Raw genomic sequence first — 18,726 nt, 5'->3', positions numbered from 1 at the left:
CTAAATGTTTTCAAGAATTCTTTGGTATTCCACATTATGTTCTTGAATAATTTTCTGCTTAATCTTTTTAATCATAAATTTACCAAACACCATGTTAATTATTCTTATTAAGACTGGTGCTACCGCTCCAAAGACAGGAATAAAAATCAATAAATTTAGATAGTTTAAATTAAGTAATTCTTCTAAGAATAATTCGGTATATCCATTATCTGCTTTAACATGTCCATATGTTAAAGCAAGAATAGAAAAATGTAATCAAACTAATGATACTAATATCCCAAGAGCTGTTAATAATCAATATAGATAATATAGCAAGCTTATTTTGTTTAGAAACTTTATGCCTAATAAAGATTCAGCTGATTTAACAAAACCTAAATATGCGTATGTGCTGTTATAAAAATTTGCTTTATGTATTCTTGTAAAGAAGATTGGAAAAGCAAATCTTCTTGCACTGGTTCCAAAATTATAAAAACCGGTAGATTCTAAATAACGTATATAAGGATTAGTATGTACTCTTGTTAATCAATGTGGTTTTCTTAAACAAAGAGGACCTTTATCAAAGAATTCTTCTAAAGTTTCACCTCTTTCAATATATTCTTTATTAGATAGAACAGAATCATTTAAATTACCTTTGGTATAGTCATATGCTTGAAAGAAATACCTAAATTCATAACTTACTCCATAGGTTATGTTTAATAAAAAAGTTTTAGCGTATACATCAAGCATTGCTTGCGGTAGATCATCTTTATCTAAACAATATTTTATTAATTTTTTATAAGCAATGTTTTTAAAAGTATAAGTAAGAATTACCGTAAAAATATGGGTTAGTAAATAGTTAAATGAAAAAGCAATATCTAAATATAAGAAAGTATCTTTTTCAAGATTCTTAAGGTTGAATGAAAAAGGTATTAATAGTGATATGAACAATATTATGTGAAAGAGAATAGGTAGTAATAAAACACATCAAACGTAGCTATTAAAACTTTTTCTAATATCGTCACTATAAAACGTCCTGCTTCAGGCTGTTGTTATATTTTTATACACAAAAACATTAGCAAAAGGGCAAAGCATAAAGAAAGGATTAATCTTTAAATTCTTATACTTAACCAAATGTCAATAATCGTATTGTCTTTGAGCAGGATGTAATTTAATTTCCATTTCTTATTTTAATTTTGTTGGTAATCGTTGATAGTTAAGCTAACATAATTAGTTTTTTATTAATCAAAACTATTTTCAACAAATTCTAAAAAATTAACTTATAGAAATACTAACTTATATAAGTTAGTATTATTATAATAACCAATTTGAGAAAATTCAATGAAAATTCCTAATAATTTTCAACTATCTTGATTTTATTTTTTAAAATAAAACTAGGATGGAATTAATAAAAATGAATAACGATAACAAATACGATTCTTGATACGTTGAACAATATAGAAAACTAAAAATTCCTGTATTGTTAATGCTTGCGCCTTTTATCAATTTTTCTATTGTTCAAAATATAACTTTAGCATGATCTGGAACATTAAATAACAAGACGATAAGAGAGAAAATGCAAAAACTTTCTTTTCTTATGTTTATCATGATATTTGGTTTTTTATCATGATTGCATTTTGCTTATACTTAATAATGAAAACAGAGTTTGATCCTGATATAACCAATCAAGATAAAATAACCTATAACTTATTTTTTTCAGCTATTCCTTACATATATCTTTTATCGACTTCAATTGCTTTTTCATATTTATTGAAATTCTTATCGTACAGATTAGCAATTAAACATTGTGTTGATAAAACGCCAATGACGATAGATCAAATCAACATTCATAAACAATATTTTTATAAGACCTTAGAATCTAAACTAAATCGTCAAGTTTATATGTTCTTTAATGATGTTGATTTTTGCCTTTTAGGGAGAGGTTTTTACACTTTCTGAGAAACAAGAAACAAAAGATCTGCTCAACGTGATTTTAATCACATTTTTAATGGTTCTAGTTTATCAGCTCCTACATCAAATTTATACATTAACTTTTTTATAAAAAGATCTGCATTATTGCTTTATGCAATTGTTTTCTCTGCTAATCAATTGTTGCAAACTAATAACAAACCTAAAATAAGTTTTTTATTGGTATTCTATTGAATATTCATTAGATTACTATACGCTTTTTTATGGGTTTTTGGTTTATTTTCTTTAACGCTTTTTGCTACAGCTTTACAAGATTTATTAAATGATTTTTATGCAAAATATTGAACGATGCCTATTGGTGACAACACCCCTTACCATGTTGCTATCGCTAAAATGCTAAGTTTATCAAAAGAATCATTGACAATCTTATCATTACTACCTTTTATATTTCTTCCTATTACATATCTTATTGATTTAACGGCTTCAATATTTATCAACAAGAAAAAACACAATCAATATCTAGATATTTTTAAATCAACAAACAACCAAGTAAATTTATAATTCAACTTATATTATGTTCATGTTTATAAAAAACAATAACCCAAATAATATAATTTAATGATATATAATAAAGATAAGTGCTTTTGGATATAAAAAAGCATTTTTTTAATATCTCACCATAATGCGTAAAAAAATTATTTTGATTTGCGAGCAATGCTTGAATCGTAATTACACAACTACAAGATCTAAGCTCGAAACCACAAGACTAGTTCTTAATAAATATTGTTCTACTTGCAATCAAAAAACCGTTCATAAAGAATCACACTAATAAATAATTATTATGGATAATAAAAACAAAAACATTAACCTAAGAAAATCGCCTAAGGTTATTCTTGAAAGTTATCAAGACGATAACATTAAAAAAGAACAACAAAAGATTAAAGAACAAGCTTTAGAAGAAAAGAAGCTTAAAGAACAAAAAGAAGAAGAGGAATATCAAGAACAAAGACGTAGAGAAAAAGCTAACAAAGTTGCTTTTTCTTATCGTCTAAAACGTTGATGATTCGGGATGGAAAAAGAATCTCGAAGAATTTCTTGATGCACTCCTAAGATGTTGGTTACGAACTTCTTGATAGTAATTGTTGTTGTAGCTTTATTAACAGGTTTATTATTTGGGATTGACCAAATATTCTATTCGGTGGGAATTTTGAAATAAGAAATAATTAATTATTTAAAGATATTTAGTTAAAGAGAAAAGATATAAAAATTATGAGTAAGAAATCAACTGCGCAATGATATATTGCGACTACAACTAACGGTAACGAAGATTCAGTAATTAAAACGCTTAAAGCAAAAGTTAGAGCATTGCATTTTGAAGATCAAATTCTTGATTGTAAAGTAATTAAGTTTAGAAGTGTTGAAGAAACTATTTTTGATAGTAACAACCCAACACATAATATTCCGGCAACAATGCGTAATAGCACTTATGTTAAATGAGTAACAGTTGATAATGGAGTATTCAAAAAATACAAAATTACTGATACAAACAAATATCCTGGTTATATTTACATCAAAATGGAAATGAATGAAGCTGCATGATTCGCTGTAAGAAATACAGTTAACATCACAGGGATCGTAGGTTCATCAGGTAAAGGTGCTAAACCAATTCCAATTTCATCTTTAGAAGAATTAGAATTACTTAATGGTGAATCATCTAATCCGGATTGTCGTATTGTAATTACTCCTAATGCTGTAATTGAAATGGATCGATTACTATTCAATGAACGCGGGGAATTAGTATTAGATTCAGAAGAAAACAAAACAGTTATCAATAAGAAAACTACCAACACAGAATCTATTTATGGTGATTTGGATAGCGAAAAAGAAGAATTCAACAACAAAATTGAATTTAAAGTTGGTCACACTGTTGATATCAACTCAGGTGATTATTCTGGTCTTAGTGGTCAGATTTCTAGAATTATTGATCAAGATGAGTTTATTGTTGATGTTCAAATTTTAGGTAAATTAGTAAACGTTAAACTAAACCGAAAACAACTTAAATTATCAAATTAATATAATGAACTATTATGGGAATTAATGATACAAAATTTGATATAGTTGAGAGAAAAGTAAAGTTTTTAAGATTAAGAATTAATAGTTTATTAATATATAGCTTGATTTGAATTATTCTAAACATCAGTTTAATCTTTTTAATAATTTTTACTAAAGGACAATATGCTGATGCTCAAATTGCTTTTCTTAAATCAAACACTCAACTTAACCAAGAAACTTTAAGTAAAACTAAAATATCTTTAATTTCAGTAAGTGTTTTATTTGCTTTTTTAAATATCATCTTTTTCTTGATCAAGGTGCTATGAACCAATTTTGCGATTAACAAAAATAAAGAATTGGAAGAACATTACAAAATGAATTTATCTAAATTAAATAAGGTAATGTCAATAGGTCGTTTTGTTCCCTTCTTAAGTTTTATTGCTTACGGTAAGATTCTTAAAAAAGCAAGTGATTTATGAGTTGAATTGCAATCGGCTCTCGTTAATAAAAAAGATGAAATTAATCTTGGTGATGGGGTGAAAGAAACAAGTAAATCAATCAAGAAAAAGCATAAAAAGTCAAAAAATAAAGATAAACACAAAGATGATAAAGCTATAGTTAGTGTTGAACAACCTTCTTAACTCATAATGAGAAAAGCAGATCGTATAATTACGATCTGCTTTTATTTTGATTCTAGAATGTATTTTTTAATTGGTTTGCAAAGTTTATCAACTCTTGTGTAATTATAGGCGTGGTCTATGCGATTACGCATAGCTCTAGAAGAATCAATTTGGTGATTGAATACAAAATCACCATAAATATATTTAAGGTTCTCAATAAACTTATGATGATCCACCATAAAGCGTTTAAATTGAGTTATTAATAATTTAATGTGTTCTTTTTTAGGAACTAATGATAAGAAAGCATTTATTTCTTGTTGGGTTATACCATCTTCGTAACGATCAACATTAATTGTAAAAAAACAATGATCGCTCATCTTAATAATCGCGTTATGAATAGGTTTATCCTTATAGTTCAAATCTATTACAACATAATGATATCTTTCATGCTTGATATCCTTAAAAAGTTTGCTTATAATTTTTGCTTGTTGTTTTTCTGTTATATCCTTAAGTCATTTAACGAGATCAGAATTGATATCAAACATATCAAAAGGATAGAAAGAATAAAAATGTCTTATAGCGCGATTAAGTGTAACTTTTTCTAGGATATAATCCTTAGCTAAAACTTGATCTTCCTCTTCATTTGGTAAAAAATTAAGTTTGTTATCAAATCCTAAATATAGAACCTTATAACCTTCGGTAACTAATGAAATAACCAAACCTATAGCAGTCGACGTTTTGGCTGAATTTTTTATTGTCGATGTTACTGTTATAAACTTAGTGTCTTGCATCTTCAATTAATTCTTTTTTAATTTTGCTTCATTCCCTTGGGTATTTATTTGAAGCTTCTGTTTTTTTATTATAAAAAACATTAACTAAAAAATAATTATTAAATTCATATGAATCACAAATATTTAACTCTAAACCTAAATCAATTAAATGATTGCTAGCAAAATTAATTTCATTTTGATACCCTTTTGATTTAAAGTGAATAACCTTCCCATTAATCTTTAAAAGTTGTGTTGAAAGTTCGTTTAAAACAGCTATATTTGAAACAGCTTGAGAAAAAACAAAATCAAAACTTTGTTTATATTTATTTAAAAATTCATTATCTTCTACTCTTGAATTTAGAGCAACAATATTACTCAAATTAAGCTTATTTATCGTCTCTTTAATAAAATTAACTTTTTTAGCGTTTGAATCCAACAAATAAACGTCTAGATTAGGATAGATTATTTTAATTATCAATCCAGGGATTCCTGCGCCTGTTCCTATATCAATAACTTTTAGTTCATTATTGAAAAAATGGTTAACTAATGAATTAGCTATCAGAACACTTTTAACCCCTAACATTTCAACAATAAGTTCTTTAGTTTTATAACCGGTTAAATTAAATAATTTGTTATTTTTATAAATTTCTTCCAAAAAGAAACTTATATCAGTTAATTGTTTATCTGATAAAGAAATATTTAAATCGTTTAAAGAAGTTTTAAGCGTCTTAAGCATTTTGTTCTAAGTGAGTTTTTAACGAAATAATATCAGCCAAATTAATACCACTAATTCTTTTAGCTTGAGCTAAATTAAATGGTCTAATTTTATTTAATTTATCAATAGCTTCGATCGATAAATTTTGAACATTTCTATATACGATATCTTCTGGTATTTTGATGTTTTCTAAATTTTTTAAAGAGTTAACAATTCTTATTTCTTTATTTATATAACCTTCATATTTTACGGTAATTTCGATATTTTTTAATAACTCTTCATCGAAATTAGAGTAATCAAACTTAATAGTTTCTAATAAATTAACTAATTTAATTTCAGGACGTTTTAAGAAATCATAAAGTGAAAAATTAGTATTGTTTGTAAATGCTCTTAATTGTGAATACATACCAATTTTTTTATCTTTTAAGAATTCAATTAATTCATTCTTTTTTCTTAAATTTTCGTTATATGAATCTAATTGTTCTTTAGTTATAGTGCCTATCTCATAACCCTTATGAATTAATCGTTCTAATGCATTATCATTTCGTAATAATAATCTGTATTCAGCTCTTGAAGTTAATAATCTATAAGGATCAGTAACTCCTTTGGTTACGATATCATCGATCATAACGCCAATATATGCTTCATCTCTAGATAAAACTAATAACTCTTTATTATTGATTTTTTGGTTAGCATTTATACCTGCTATTAAACCTTGCGCAGCCGCTTCTTCATAACCACTAGTTCCATTAATTTGTCCGGCAAAAAAGAGGTTTTTTATTAATTTTGATTCTAATGAAGGATATAGTTGAATAGGGTTAATTGCGTCATATTCAATTGCATAACCATATTTCACAACTTCTGCTTTTTCTAACCCTGGTAAAAGATGAATTATTTTATCTTGTATCGATATATCTAATGAACTTGAAAATCCGCTTAAATAAACTGTATCTAGTTCAAGAGATTCTGGTTCGATAAAGACTTGATGTCTAGATTTATCTGAAAATCTTACAATCTTATCTTCAATGCTTGGGCAATATCTAGGACCAACACCTGTTATATTACCTGAATACATAGCTGATAATTGAAGGTTATCGTTAATTAATTTATGAATTTTTTCATTTGTATGAATTAAATAACAAGGTAACTCGTAATTTATAAATCTCTCTTTTGATCAATGCGAAAAATATAAATCGATTCCATTACCTGGTTCAATTTGTAGATCTGAATAATTAATTGAATCTTTTTTAATACGAGGAGGAGTACCTGTTTTTAATCTAATTAATTCGAATCCAACTTCTTTTAACCAATCAGATAAATTAGTGGAATTTTTAAAACCTTCTGGACCCTCATTATTTACATTTTTACCGTGAAATGTTAATGATTTCAGATACGTACCTGTTGTAATTATTACTGCATCTGCTTCTATTTTTTTATCACCATTTACTATAACACCTTTAGCGGTATTTTTATCAGTTAAAATGCTTGTTACTTCACCTTCAACAAGTTCAATATTTTCATTATCTTCAATTTGTTTTAAAAATCATTTTTTATATTGAACCTTATCGATTTGAAATCTTAAACATTGAACACCAGGCCCTTTAGATGAGTTTAAGATTTTTCTTTGTAAGGCTGTATTATCAGCAGCTTTAGCTTGCATTCCGCCTAATGCATCTATTTCTCTTGTAACAATTCCTTTTGCTGGTCCACCAACAGAAGGATTACAAGGACAGTTTCCTACATAGTTTTTATCTAAAACGCATAAGTAAACTTTATTGTTCAATTTTGAAAGAATAAAAGCAGCTTCTAAACCAGCATGACCTGCTCCAACTACAACAAATTTATGCATATGTCATTAGATTTTGATTAAATTAATAATAATCTTATCTTAAAAAATAGATTAATTTCAAAAGAAAATTAACAATTTATTATAAAGATTTAATAAAATAATATACGAAGTTTAATATTTTTTTAGTTATAAACCGAACTAAATATTAAGCGAGCTTTGAATAAATGGTGTTTTTAATTGTGTTTAATTATTCGTGTTTAGTAATTAAGCACAGTTTTTGAGTGCTTTTATCAACTTAATTAGGTTTTTGTCAATTTGATTAAGATAAGCTAATAAATAAAAAGAAATTTAATATGAAATTTAAACTATCTTCATCAGGTTTAACGCGTGAGCAGAAACTTGAGAATATAAAAAAACTTACGGATCGTGAGCTGATAGTGACTTGAGCAATAATCCTATTTGCTTATTTCCTATTTGTAGTAAACTGATTCTTAATCGATCAATTAGCAGGTAATTTCTCATATAACCCTAACGGTGATGTGAAAAATACTTGAGCAGGTTGATCTCAATCATTCTTTTTTAAAAATCCTGGGGCAATAGCAACAGCAGCAACTAACTGATCAATTACACTATTCCGTGGTGTTGGTTCATTCCTTGCTGGTTGATTTATTGGTAAATTAGGTCATAGAAAAACTGTTTTAACTATGATCGGAATTATGGCATTATCATTCCCGTTCATTGTTGTGGCTTATCCTTTCGATGGAAACAATGCCTTAGTTTTATCTGAAAGTAAAATGTTCTATGAAAAAACAAATGATGTTATAGGTCAAGGCGGAAGTCTTACTAAATTAACTGCATTAGGATACAGTTTATTCATCATCTTTAGAACTTTATTAGCCGTGGGTGGTACAGCTTTAATTAGTTATACTCAACCAGTTATTGCTAAGCTTTCTACAATTCAAAAGAAAACTACGCTTAGTATGATTAACCCATTTGGGTTCAATATGGGTGTTGCGTTCCCATTCTTATTGTTTGCTTTCAGTACACAAATTAAATTAGAAGCAACTAAAAATTGATATATTATTTGTGCTGCATTCATTCTAATTATTGTTGCTACTTGAATACTTTACTTTATCTTTGGTAAAGAAACTGTTTTACCAAATGAGAAGCATACTAAAATGGAATCTGATGTCACTATCAAATCATGTTTAAAAGATAAAAACATTATCAAATTATTCGTAATGTTTGGTGCATGATTAGTGGCTGTAGTATGATTCTTATCTGGAACATATTCAGGCATAGTAGCTTCATCTACTTTCAACAAACTTTCAACCGAAAAAGTATTACCTTGAGCGACAAGTTCGACTAAGATCGCATTCGTTCTAGGTCTAATAGGTGGGGTATTCTTATTAAGTCCATTTAATAAAACTAGATATGAAAGAAGAAGATACTTAATGACTACTTTCAGCTTAGGTATGATATTCATTATTGCTTCATTCTTATTTGGTTACTTGGGCGGTAACAAAAACCCTGGATTAGCAGCTGGACAAATCATTACTTCATTCTGTTCAGGTATCTTCTTATGAGGTATTCAATCAACAATCTTAATGATTCCTCATGAATTCAAAGGTGCTTCACCTTCTAAAGTTGGTACACAATTCGGACTTATCTGAGGTGTAGGTTATGTATTATATACATTATCCGACATCGTATTATCAGTTATTACACAAGGTCCTTCATTAGCTGGTGTTACTTACACTGCTGAACAAATTGACCCTGCTGGTCTTACAGCTGTTATATTGTTCATAATATTATCAATGAGCTTTGTAGCTATGGCTTCAATATTACCTAAATCAGGACGTATTGTTAATGGTGAATGAGTTCCATTTACTGATAAATGACCATTCATGTCATTCAACTTCTACAAAGGTGATATCTTTAAATAATAGATAACAAAACAAATAAAAAGGATTAGCGAATTGCTAATCCTTTTTATATTCCCTTAAACTAGTTATTTACATTCCGCACAATCTTCTTGTTCAACACAAACTCATTCTTCTTTTTTAAAGAAAGGTTTCATAGTGTTAATAGAATCATAATAGAATTTACCTTCAAGGTGATCCATTTCATGTTGCAAACACATTGATAATAATCCATGCGCTTTTATTACCACTTCTTTTTGGGTTAAGTAGTCAAAGCCTTTTAGCTTAACTTTTTCGCAACGAATAACATATCCATCTTTATCTGTAGGAACAGATAAACAACCCTCACCAGAACCGATATAAGCTTTATTAACGCTTTTTTCAATTCACTCAGGGTTCATTAAAAAGTATTTATGTTCTTTGTTACAAAAATCTGTAAAATGAATGTAAAACATTCTTTTATTTAAACCAATTTGGTTAGCAGCTATTCCAATACCAGGTCTTATATCGTATTGTTCTGCGCGATCATAAAAACTTTCATCAACATATGAGATCATTTTATCGATAGCTTCTTGAACTTCTTCGCTTATCGGAAAAGTCACAGGACTACATACTTCACGCATCTTTGGATTCTGGTCTGTAACTAATCAATCACTAGTCGGTTTTAGTTTACTTTTCATTTTAATAGTGTTCTAATAAATATAAATATTAAAATATTAAAAAGTATATAAGAAAGTAAATTTATCCGAAACAATACTGCTTATATCAATAAATTAGTTCAAAGTATGAGTAATAAACAAGGTTTAATTATCTTAATTTCAGGACCAAGTGGAGTTGGTAAAGGTACGATAGTTAATAAACTTTTATTAGATAACGAATTAAAACTAAACTTATCTATTTCAGCCACTACAAGAAAAAAAAGAGAAACTGAAATAGAAGGAACACATTATTTTTTTAAGACAAAAGAAGAGTTTCAATCTATGATTGACAATAATGAGTTATTAGAATATGCTCATTATGTTAACAATTACTATGGTACACCACTTTCGATTGTTAAAGAGATTATTGATAAAAACGAAAATTTAATTCTTGAAATCGAATACCAAGGTGTGATGCAAGTATTAAAAAAAGGGTTTAGAACATTAAGTATTTTTATAACACCACCATCTGAAGAAGAATTAATTAATCGTTTAAAAAAGCGTGGAACAGAAAGTGATGAAGCGATTAAATATCGTTTAGAACAATCTGTTAAAGAATATGCTCACCAAAAATATTATGATCATATTATTGTTAATGACAATTTAGAGCAAACAATTGAAAAAATCAAGAAATTAATCCAAGAAAGTAATAGATAATGAAAAAGATATACGCAAGTTCAACTCATGTAGGTACAGTTCGTGAAGAAAACCAAGACGCAGTATTTGTTGGTACTAATCAGTATCACAATATAATTGCTTTAGTTTGCGATGGTCTAGGAGGATATAAAGGCGGGGCGATTGCTAGTAGTATTACTCGTGACTTAATCCGTGATATTTTTTTATCAACCAACTTTAATAATCTAAGTGATGAAAAGATGGAAAGTTGGTTTAAAAATGTTTTACTTAAATGTAAACAACAGATTTATAACTACATCGTAGCTAACGATGAAAAGTTTAAAAAAGAACATGAAAATGCATCGCTAAAACAAATGGCTACTACCATTGTTTTATCGATCATTGCTAATAATAAAATCTATACTTTCTGGGTCGGTGACTCTCGCGCTTATTTAATTGGTAAAGACAAAAAAGTTAGTCAAATTACGAACGACCACAACTTGTATAATTATCTTAAAAAGATTAATGCATCTGCTGTAACTTTTAAAGCTAATGAAAAAGAATTATTAGCTTTAACTAATATCGTATCTAAAGATACTGCTAAACTTGATTTTGATACTTCTTTTGATGTTATTCATAATGACGATGAATATCTATTACTATCATCTGACGGATTTTATAACTTTGTAATGCCTGAGAAATTTCATGATCTATTAAGTATTACTGATGATATGCAAAAAGTAGCTGATAACCTTCTTGAAAACGGTATGAGCGCTATGTCTAATGACAATTTAAGTGTTGTTGTAGTTAAATTAACTGAGGTTATAAATGGCTAATAATAACAAGCCAAACATTAACAGACAAACCGAAAAAAAATCAAATGTTTATCTAATTCCGAATGATAAGTTATTTAGTCAATATGTAATTGTCAAACAACTAACAGAAGGAGGTATGAACTCAGTCATTTATGTTGCTAAAAACATAATGGCAGAAACTGATAAGATTAACGGTGCCAAAAAGAGTTTGGTAGTTGTTAAGATTGTTAAAAAAAATCCAGCTGATAGTGAAGATAAATGGACTAAATTACGTCAAGAATTAATTACTTCTTCTAGAATTAGTCATCCCAATTTAATTACTACGTATGATATTTCAGATAACGAATTAATCTTTGAAAGAAATAATCATATAGTAAAAATTAAAGATATCGTTGTTATCGTAATGGAATACGTTCAAGGTGTTACTTTACGTAAACATATCTCAACTAAAGGAAGTTTATCTGTTAAGGAAGCTTTGTATTACTTTAGAAGAATGGTTGAAGGGATTCAAAAATTACATAACTATTCACATCAAATTATTCACAGAGACTTAAAACCTGAGAACTTGATGTTATCTAAAGATTTCAGAGAACTGAAGATAATCGATTTTGGTATCGCTTCTTCAATTACTACAGATGCTGCTTTAAAAATTCTTACTAATGAGCAAGCATTATTTGGAACCGAAGATTATATGTGTCCAGATGTTTTGGATAAAGAGATAGTTCGTGACGAAAACAATAAACCATTAATTAATCCTAAAACCAATGGTCCATTGTTGCGAAGAACACGTCCTACTGTTCAGTATGATTTTTATTCATTTGGTGTTATTTTGTTTGAAATGATAACTGGTCAAAAGCCATTTAATAAACAAAATAAAAAAGGGCAAGATGTTATTAAATTACCTAACCAATACGATGTCCCTTTAATGAAGACTATGGGTTTTGATGTTCCTAACTCCGTAGAGAACATTGTTTTTAGATGTATGGCATCTAAAAAAGAAGATCGTAAATATCGTTATAGTAGTTGCGAAGATATTCTTAAAGATTTGGATAATGTCGATAAAGAACAAGCGTTAATAAAACCTTACGAAAAAAGGGTTTTGCAAAAAGACGAGTTATTCAAACCAACTGAAATAACTGTTGATTCAGAACCTATCATTTTTAAGTATTGATCATTTTGATTAATTACAGGTCTTGTTATCTTAATTGTACTTTTAACCTTAGGTTTGATTATCTTTAATTTCTCATCACCACCAAAATAATGATTGCTAGAATTTTAGAAATTAATGCCAACGATCTATTTTGTGAAGTTAATAATGAGATAAAAAAACTTCATGCACCAGGTAAATGAAAATACCAAAAGATTAAATTGGTGGCTAACGATTTATTAGAACTTAATGAACGTAATGAGATCATTAAGTTAGTTGAACGTAAAAATTATTTGGTTCGTCCTAAGGTAGCTAACCTTGATTATGTTATCTTGGTTTTTTCAGTTAAAGATCCATTACTAAACTTAAAACAACTTTTTAAGTTTTTAGTTTATTTTGAATCAAAGCTTGAGTTCAAGCCGTTAATCGCTTTTTCAAAATTAGATTTAATTGATAACAGTGATGATTTTGAAGAAATATATCAAGCTTTGATCCAAACAGGCTATCAAGTTTTTAGATTAAATAATAACGATGATTTCTTAAATTTAAAAACAATGATATCTGACAAAATATCATTGTTTTGTGGTCATAGTGGAGTTGGTAAATCAACTTTAATTAAAAGGTTAGATAACACTCTTAATATCTGAACTCAAGAAGTATCTAACAAACTTAAAAGAGGTAAGAACACTACAACATCAACAAAGCTTTATAAATTTTTAAATGGATATATTGCAGACTCCCCTGGTTTTTCTATTTTTAATCTTGAAATTACTAAACAGGAATTAAGTTATGGTTTGTTAGAATTCAGGAAATACCAAACCCAATGCAAATTTAGGGACTGTATGCATTTAGAAACAAGTATTGATTGTTGTGTAAAAAAACAGATTAATTCATTAATCTATAAAATATATTTAAGTTTGCTTCAGTCGATATTTTAAAATTAAGCAATAAACCAAAAAAGTGAGAACACTATGATTAAATTAAAATTTGACCTTATTAAAGACTTAGATTACCAAAAATTATCAACTAAGTATCAAGCTAAATTAAATGATATATTTGATCAATTAAAAGATAAGAAAACTCCAAGTTCAAATATGTTAGGTTGAATTGATTATGTTAATCAAGACCAAACTGAAATATATCAAAAAATTGATGCTAAAATTGCTGAATGGGATCAATTAAAAGTAACGGATGTTGTGGTTATTGGTATTGGTGGTTCATACACTGGTATCAAAGCAATTTTAGATATCACATCATACTTACCAAGTCAACAAAAAAGAAAAATTCATTTTGTTAGAAGTTTAAGTGAAAACACTTTAATAAATATTTTAGAACAAGTTCGCGATAAGAATTGAGCGATTGTTGTTATATCTAAATCAGGTACAACTTTAGAACCATCTGTAGGATTTAAATTATTCCGAGAGGCTTTATATAAACAATACGATCAACAAGCAGCTAAAAGAATAGTCGCGATAACTGATCCACAAAAAGGTGTTCTACACGATTTAGCAGTTAAGAATAACTATGAAATGTTGCCGATTTATTCAGATATTGGTGGTAGATTTTCAACATTAACACCAAGCGGGTTGCTTGTTGCTGGTCTAGCTGGAGCTAACTACAAAAATTTAATTTTAGGCGCTAAGCAAGCTAACGCTGATTTATTTAGTTCAGCTGATTTAACTAAGAACACAGCTTATTGTTATGCCGCTCTTCGTCATTATCTTTACACAGAGCTTAAAAAAGATGTTGAAGTAGCTATTACTTACGAAGAACAACATGAATACTTGATGTTGCAACACCGTCAATTATTCGGAGAAAGTGAAGGGAAAAAAGAAAATTCTTTATTCCCAACATATTCAGTATTTACAACAGATTTACACTCTATGGGTCAGTTATACCAACAAGGTAAGAAGATCTTTTTTGAAACAGTTTTCTCATTTGAAAAAGCTAACAGCAATAGTTTAAAACTAAATAAGTCGCAATTTGATAACGATGACAAGCTTGATTATGTAACTAACAAATCAGTTAATGAACTTAACTATATTGCTTGCGAAGCTACCAAACAAGCTCATGCTAGTGCTGGCGTGCCAATTATTGAAATTGATATAGAACAAAATAATGGTTATGGTTTTGGTTATGTTTATTACTGATTATGCATAGCTACTTCTGTTTCAGCGCTATTATTAAATCATGATCCATATGACCAACCTGGTGTTGAGGATTACAAGCAAAGAATGTTTAAACTTTTAGGTAAATAATGAGCGACTTATTATTTTCGATTTTACCGATGCTTAATGACTATGATCAAGATAAATTAACTCATTATAAGCAATTAGGTTTGAATAAAATTCATTATGATGTAATGGATGAATTCGTTAATAACTATGCTTTTGATGAACGTTATGTTGATTCACTAAAAGCGTTGGGTTATGAAGTTAATGTTCATTTAATGGTAAACAAAATTGCTAAGCATATCTTGACATACACAAAGACGAAGTGTGACAATATTAGTTTCCATGTCGAACCATTAAAAGACAATAAAGAATTAATAACTAAATATTTAGCTTACATAAAAAATAGTAATAAAAAAGCTGGATTAGCATTCAAATTTAATACTGATATATGCGAATATTTAGACCAAATTAAATTAGTTGATTATGTGACTTTAATGTCGGTTGAACCAGGTGCTGGTGGGCAAGAATTTAGTCCGCTTGTTTATAGGAATATTGCTAAACTTATTAAGTTCTTTCCTAATATTGAGATTGAAATTGATGGTGGTATTAATCTAGAGAAAGCATGCGAACTTAAAGGTTTAGTATCAAAATTTGTTTCAGGATCATATTTTTATAAATTGCTGGATGATGAGAAGAAAATGATGATTGAAACAATTAAGAGTTTCGATACAAAAAATTCTTCTATTTAACAAAAAGATACATATCTTTATATATACATATATAAATAAAGGTATTTGTTTTCTTAACTAATTTTTAAGATAAAATAAACAAAGCAAGCTAAATAAAAAACAACTAAGGACAAAAGCAATGGCTAATGAATGCTCAAAAATTTTGATAATCGAGTCACCAAACAAGATTAAGACCTTAAAAAAATATTTATCTGATGAGTATGATATTGTTGCTACAGTTGGGCATATTAGAGATTTACCTAAATATACCCTAGGTTTTAATACCGAGGATTTTGTTCCTAAATGAGAAATAATCCAAGAGAAAAAAACTAAGACAACAACCAAAGATAAAAAAAGTAAAACTGCTAAAAAGGTTACTAAAAAAGAGTTAATTAATGAGCTAGTAGATAAAGCTAAAAAAGCTGACGAAATTTATTTAGCAACCGACCCTGATCGTGAAGGTGAAGCTATTTCTTGACATGTATATGATGTTTTAAAAGATCGTGGTGTAAATGTTGATAAATGTAAAAGAATTGTTTTCAACGAAATTAGTGAAAAAGCAGTTAAAAATGCATTAGCTAATCCGCGAGAAATTCAAAAAGATTGAGTCGCTTCACAAATAACAAGAAGAAGAATCGATCGTTTGATAGGTTTTAAACTATCAAGTTTATTAAAATCAAAATTGAATGCCGATTCAGCTGGCAGAGTGCAATCGATTGCACTTAAATTTATTACTGAGCGTGAAGATTTAATAAAAAAGTTCGTTCCAAGATTTTGATGAACATTAGATGTTGTTCTAAAAGATGGAACAGAATTAATGTTAAGAAAAATTGATGATGAATTAAAATCTAAGCTATCTTTTAAAGAACTTGAAGAAGTTAGTGGAATTGATTTTAATTCTAAAGAAGATGCTGAAATCGTTAAACAACATTTAGGTGATAAATATAAAGTTTATGCCGTTGATGAACCAAAATTAAAACATTCTTATCCTAAGGATGTTTATAAAACATCAACACTTCAACAAGATGCAATTAATAAATTAAAGTGAAGATCAATGAAGATTACTTCAGTAGCGCAAGAGTTATATGAAGGTGTTAGCGTTGATAATGAACAGATCGCACTAATTTCTTATCCTAGAACAGATAGTACGAGATTAAGTCCAGAATATCGTAAAACAGTTGTGGATTTTATTACTAAAAGTTATGGGGATAATTATGTAGCAAAAGCTGAAAATGATATATCAAATAGGGAAACTAAAAAAGCTAAGAAAGAAAAAGTTAAAGCTCAAGACGCTCACGAAGCGATCCACCCTATTGACATCACCATAACTCCGCAATCGCTTAAAGGTAAAATTAGCAACGATCAATACAGTTTATATAAATTAATTTGAACTAGAACTGTTGCTCGTTATATGGCTCCGGCTGCTTATGAACTTATTAATATTCGTTTAATTAATAACAACAATAAGTTTTATGCAGTTAACAATGTACTAAAATTTGATGGTTATAAAAAAATCTATTCGCATTTCAATGACACAGATCACCAAAGAGAAATCAAATTAGAGCAATTTGAAATCGGTAAAGAATTTGAAGCTAGCGAAGTGATGATTAACGAACATCAAACTCAACCGACACCAAGATATACACAAGCAACTTTAATTGAATCATTAGAATCTGAAGGAATCGGCCGCCCTAGTACTTATTCAACGATTTTAGATATTGTTTTAAAAAGAAATTACGCTGAACTTACAAATGGTCGTTATTACAAAACAACAGATCTTGGTACCAAAGTAGCCAGCGAGCTAGATAAAAACTTCCCAACTATTATCAATAAAGAATTTACAAGAAATATGGAAGCTACTCTAGATGAAATTGCTCATGGTTCAATTGATGATGTTACTTATCTAAAATCTTTCTGAAGCAACTTTTCAGAAGTTTTAAACGAGGCAAAAACTAATATCATAAAACAAATTGAATATGTAGAAGGACGCAACTGTCCCGAATGTGATTCTAGATTAGTTAAACGTCAAGGGCGTTTTGGTTCATTTATTGGTTGTTCTAACTATCCTAAATGTAAACACATTGATAAAACAGATCAAAAACCTAAGGTAATTATTTACGAAGAAGGTGTAGAATGCGATTTATGTCATTCTAAAATGATTCGTAGAAAATCTTATAAAAAGAAAAATAACAACGAATTCTTGGGTTGTTCAAACTTCCCTAAATGTAAATTTACTAAAAATATTGATTCGGGAACTGAGTCTGATACGATTCGAGATTCAACAATTAATTAATATTTAATATAGATTATTAATATATACATAAAACTATTCAAAGATTTAAAAAACTATGAAACACGTAATTGAAAAAACTGAATTAGATGAAATTCTAAAATCTAACAAAAAAGTTGTAGTTGATTTTTACGCAGACTGATGTGGTCCTTGTAAAATGTTGGCTCCTGTTTTTGAAGAAGTATCTAAAGAAAAAACGGATTGAACTTTTGTAAAAATCAATGTTGATGAATCTAAAGAGCTTCCGATTCAATATCAAGTTAGTTCTATCCCTAATGTTATCACTTTTATAGATGGCGAAAAAACTAATAGCAGAATTGGATTTATTCCTAAAGATCAATTAATTGATTTATTAAAATAAAAATACATTTTTTTAAATAAATCTTGTCAAATTAATTTTTTTGTGATACTATTTATCAGGTTATCATTTTTATGTTAGAGTAGTTAATAATTATCTCTAACCTCCTTTTAGATGATAGCTACCAA

General features: G+C 28.2%; 20 protein-coding genes. 15 read left to right on the top strand and 5 right to left on the bottom strand.

Annotated elements, in window-relative coordinates; genetic code table 4:
• Entirely contained in the window at positions 1-1,158 is a 1,158-nt protein-coding gene (locus NMG77_RS03315; protein WP_255045757.1) for a hypothetical protein, read from the bottom strand.
• A 232-nt stretch (positions 1,159-1,390) separates the two neighbouring features.
• Between NMG77_RS03315 and NMG77_RS03310 the strand changes: the two genes are divergently transcribed.
• The 6 genes from NMG77_RS03310 to NMG77_RS03285 all read left to right on the top strand — a co-directional run bounded on the left by NMG77_RS03310 (position 1,391) and on the right by NMG77_RS03285 (position 4,598).
• Positions 1,391-1,627, top strand: a complete 237-nt coding sequence (locus NMG77_RS03310; protein ID WP_255045756.1) for a hypothetical protein — start codon at positions 1,391-1,393, stop codon at positions 1,625-1,627.
• 2 nt (positions 1,628-1,629) lie between these two features.
• Positions 1,630-2,466 carry a hypothetical protein gene (locus tag NMG77_RS03305; protein ID WP_255045755.1) on the top strand — a complete coding sequence of 279 codons (837 nt, stop codon included), beginning with the start codon at positions 1,630-1,632 and terminating at the stop codon, positions 2,464-2,466.
• Positions 2,467-2,587: 121 nt separating this feature from the next.
• The gene (rpmG, locus tag NMG77_RS03300; RefSeq protein ID WP_222926288.1) at positions 2,588-2,734 is read left to right on the top strand and encodes a 50S ribosomal protein L33; all 147 of its coding nucleotides are present in this window, start codon (positions 2,588-2,590) and stop codon (positions 2,732-2,734) included.
• 12 nt (positions 2,735-2,746) lie between these two features.
• Positions 2,747-3,121: a preprotein translocase subunit SecE gene (gene secE / locus NMG77_RS03295; protein WP_255034544.1), complete on the top strand. Its 375-nt coding sequence runs from the start codon at positions 2,747-2,749 to the stop codon at positions 3,119-3,121.
• A gap of 53 nt (positions 3,122-3,174) precedes the next feature.
• Entirely contained in the window at positions 3,175-3,978 is an 804-nt protein-coding gene (gene nusG / locus NMG77_RS03290) for a transcription termination/antitermination protein NusG (protein ID WP_255034543.1), read from the top strand.
• A 14-nt stretch (positions 3,979-3,992) separates the two neighbouring features.
• A complete protein-coding gene (locus NMG77_RS03285; RefSeq protein WP_255034542.1) occupies positions 3,993-4,598 on the top strand; it encodes a hypothetical protein in 606 nt (201 codons plus the stop codon).
• Positions 4,599-4,639: 41 nt separating this feature from the next.
• Here the strand turns inward: NMG77_RS03285 and NMG77_RS03280 are convergent, their stop codons facing one another.
• From NMG77_RS03280 to mnmG, 3 genes are read right to left on the bottom strand one after another with little or no spacing between them, the layout of a single operon-like run.
• Entirely contained in the window at positions 4,640-5,368 is a 729-nt protein-coding gene (locus NMG77_RS03280; RefSeq protein WP_255045754.1) for a ParA family protein, read from the bottom strand.
• Positions 5,355-6,083, bottom strand: a complete 729-nt coding sequence (gene rsmG, locus NMG77_RS03275) for a 16S rRNA (guanine(527)-N(7))-methyltransferase RsmG (RefSeq protein ID WP_255045753.1) — start codon at positions 6,081-6,083, stop codon at positions 5,355-5,357. The genes NMG77_RS03280 and rsmG overlap by 14 nt, the downstream gene beginning before the upstream one ends.
• Positions 6,076-7,911 (bottom strand): tRNA uridine-5-carboxymethylaminomethyl(34) synthesis enzyme MnmG, encoded by a 1,836-nt coding sequence (mnmG, locus tag NMG77_RS03270; RefSeq protein ID WP_255045752.1) that lies wholly within the window; start codon positions 7,909-7,911, stop codon positions 6,076-6,078. Before mnmG ends, rsmG begins: the two co-directional genes overlap by 8 nt.
• A gap of 293 nt (positions 7,912-8,204) precedes the next feature.
• On the opposite strand from mnmG, the gene NMG77_RS03265 reads away from it, so the two are divergent.
• A complete protein-coding gene (locus tag NMG77_RS03265; protein WP_255034538.1) occupies positions 8,205-9,797 on the top strand; it encodes an MFS transporter in 1,593 nt (530 codons plus the stop codon).
• Positions 9,798-9,862: 65 nt separating this feature from the next.
• On the opposite strand, the gene def is transcribed toward NMG77_RS03265, so the two are convergent.
• The gene (gene def / locus NMG77_RS03260; protein ID WP_255034537.1) at positions 9,863-10,453 is read right to left on the bottom strand and encodes a peptide deformylase; all 591 of its coding nucleotides are present in this window, start codon (positions 10,451-10,453) and stop codon (positions 9,863-9,865) included.
• A 105-nt stretch (positions 10,454-10,558) separates the two neighbouring features.
• Between def and gmk the strand changes: the two genes are divergently transcribed.
• The 8 genes from gmk (at position 10,559) to trxA (ending at position 18,601) form a co-directional block, all read left to right on the top strand.
• Positions 10,559-11,128, top strand: a complete 570-nt coding sequence (gene gmk / locus NMG77_RS03255; protein WP_255045751.1) for a guanylate kinase — start codon at positions 10,559-10,561, stop codon at positions 11,126-11,128.
• On the top strand, positions 11,128-11,922 hold the full coding sequence (locus NMG77_RS03250) for a PP2C family serine/threonine-protein phosphatase (RefSeq protein ID WP_255034535.1): 795 nt from the start codon (positions 11,128-11,130) through the stop codon (positions 11,920-11,922). Before gmk ends, NMG77_RS03250 begins: the two co-directional genes overlap by 1 nt.
• Complete coding sequence (locus NMG77_RS03245) at positions 11,915-13,162, top strand: serine/threonine protein kinase (protein ID WP_255034534.1); 1,248 nt, start codon at positions 11,915-11,917, stop codon at positions 13,160-13,162. The genes NMG77_RS03250 and NMG77_RS03245 overlap by 8 nt, the downstream gene beginning before the upstream one ends.
• Positions 13,162-13,986 (top strand): ribosome small subunit-dependent GTPase A, encoded by an 825-nt coding sequence (gene rsgA / locus NMG77_RS03240; protein WP_255034533.1) that lies wholly within the window; start codon positions 13,162-13,164, stop codon positions 13,984-13,986. Before NMG77_RS03245 ends, rsgA begins: the two co-directional genes overlap by 1 nt.
• A gap of 33 nt (positions 13,987-14,019) precedes the next feature.
• Positions 14,020-15,306: a glucose-6-phosphate isomerase gene (locus NMG77_RS03235; protein WP_255045750.1), complete on the top strand. Its 1,287-nt coding sequence runs from the start codon at positions 14,020-14,022 to the stop codon at positions 15,304-15,306.
• Positions 15,306-15,971 (top strand): ribulose-phosphate 3-epimerase, encoded by a 666-nt coding sequence (locus NMG77_RS03230; RefSeq protein WP_255045749.1) that lies wholly within the window; start codon positions 15,306-15,308, stop codon positions 15,969-15,971. Before NMG77_RS03235 ends, NMG77_RS03230 begins: the two co-directional genes overlap by 1 nt.
• Positions 15,972-16,089: 118 nt before the next feature.
• Positions 16,090-18,243 carry a type I DNA topoisomerase gene (gene topA / locus NMG77_RS03225; protein WP_255034530.1) on the top strand — a complete coding sequence of 718 codons (2,154 nt, stop codon included), beginning with the start codon at positions 16,090-16,092 and terminating at the stop codon, positions 18,241-18,243.
• A 55-nt stretch (positions 18,244-18,298) separates the two neighbouring features.
• Positions 18,299-18,601: a thioredoxin gene (trxA, locus tag NMG77_RS03220; RefSeq protein WP_255034529.1), complete on the top strand. Its 303-nt coding sequence runs from the start codon at positions 18,299-18,301 to the stop codon at positions 18,599-18,601.
• The last annotated feature ends 125 nt before the right edge of the window (positions 18,602-18,726 follow it).

The sequence above is a fragment of the Mycoplasma bradburyae genome, assembly GCF_024339025.1.
Taxonomy (GTDB): Bacteria; Bacillota_I; Bacilli_A; order Mycoplasmatales; family Mycoplasmoidaceae; genus Mycoplasmoides; species Mycoplasmoides bradburyae.
Note: the sequence above shows the minus strand (reverse complement) of the source record. Positions and strands in the feature narration are given on the sequence as shown.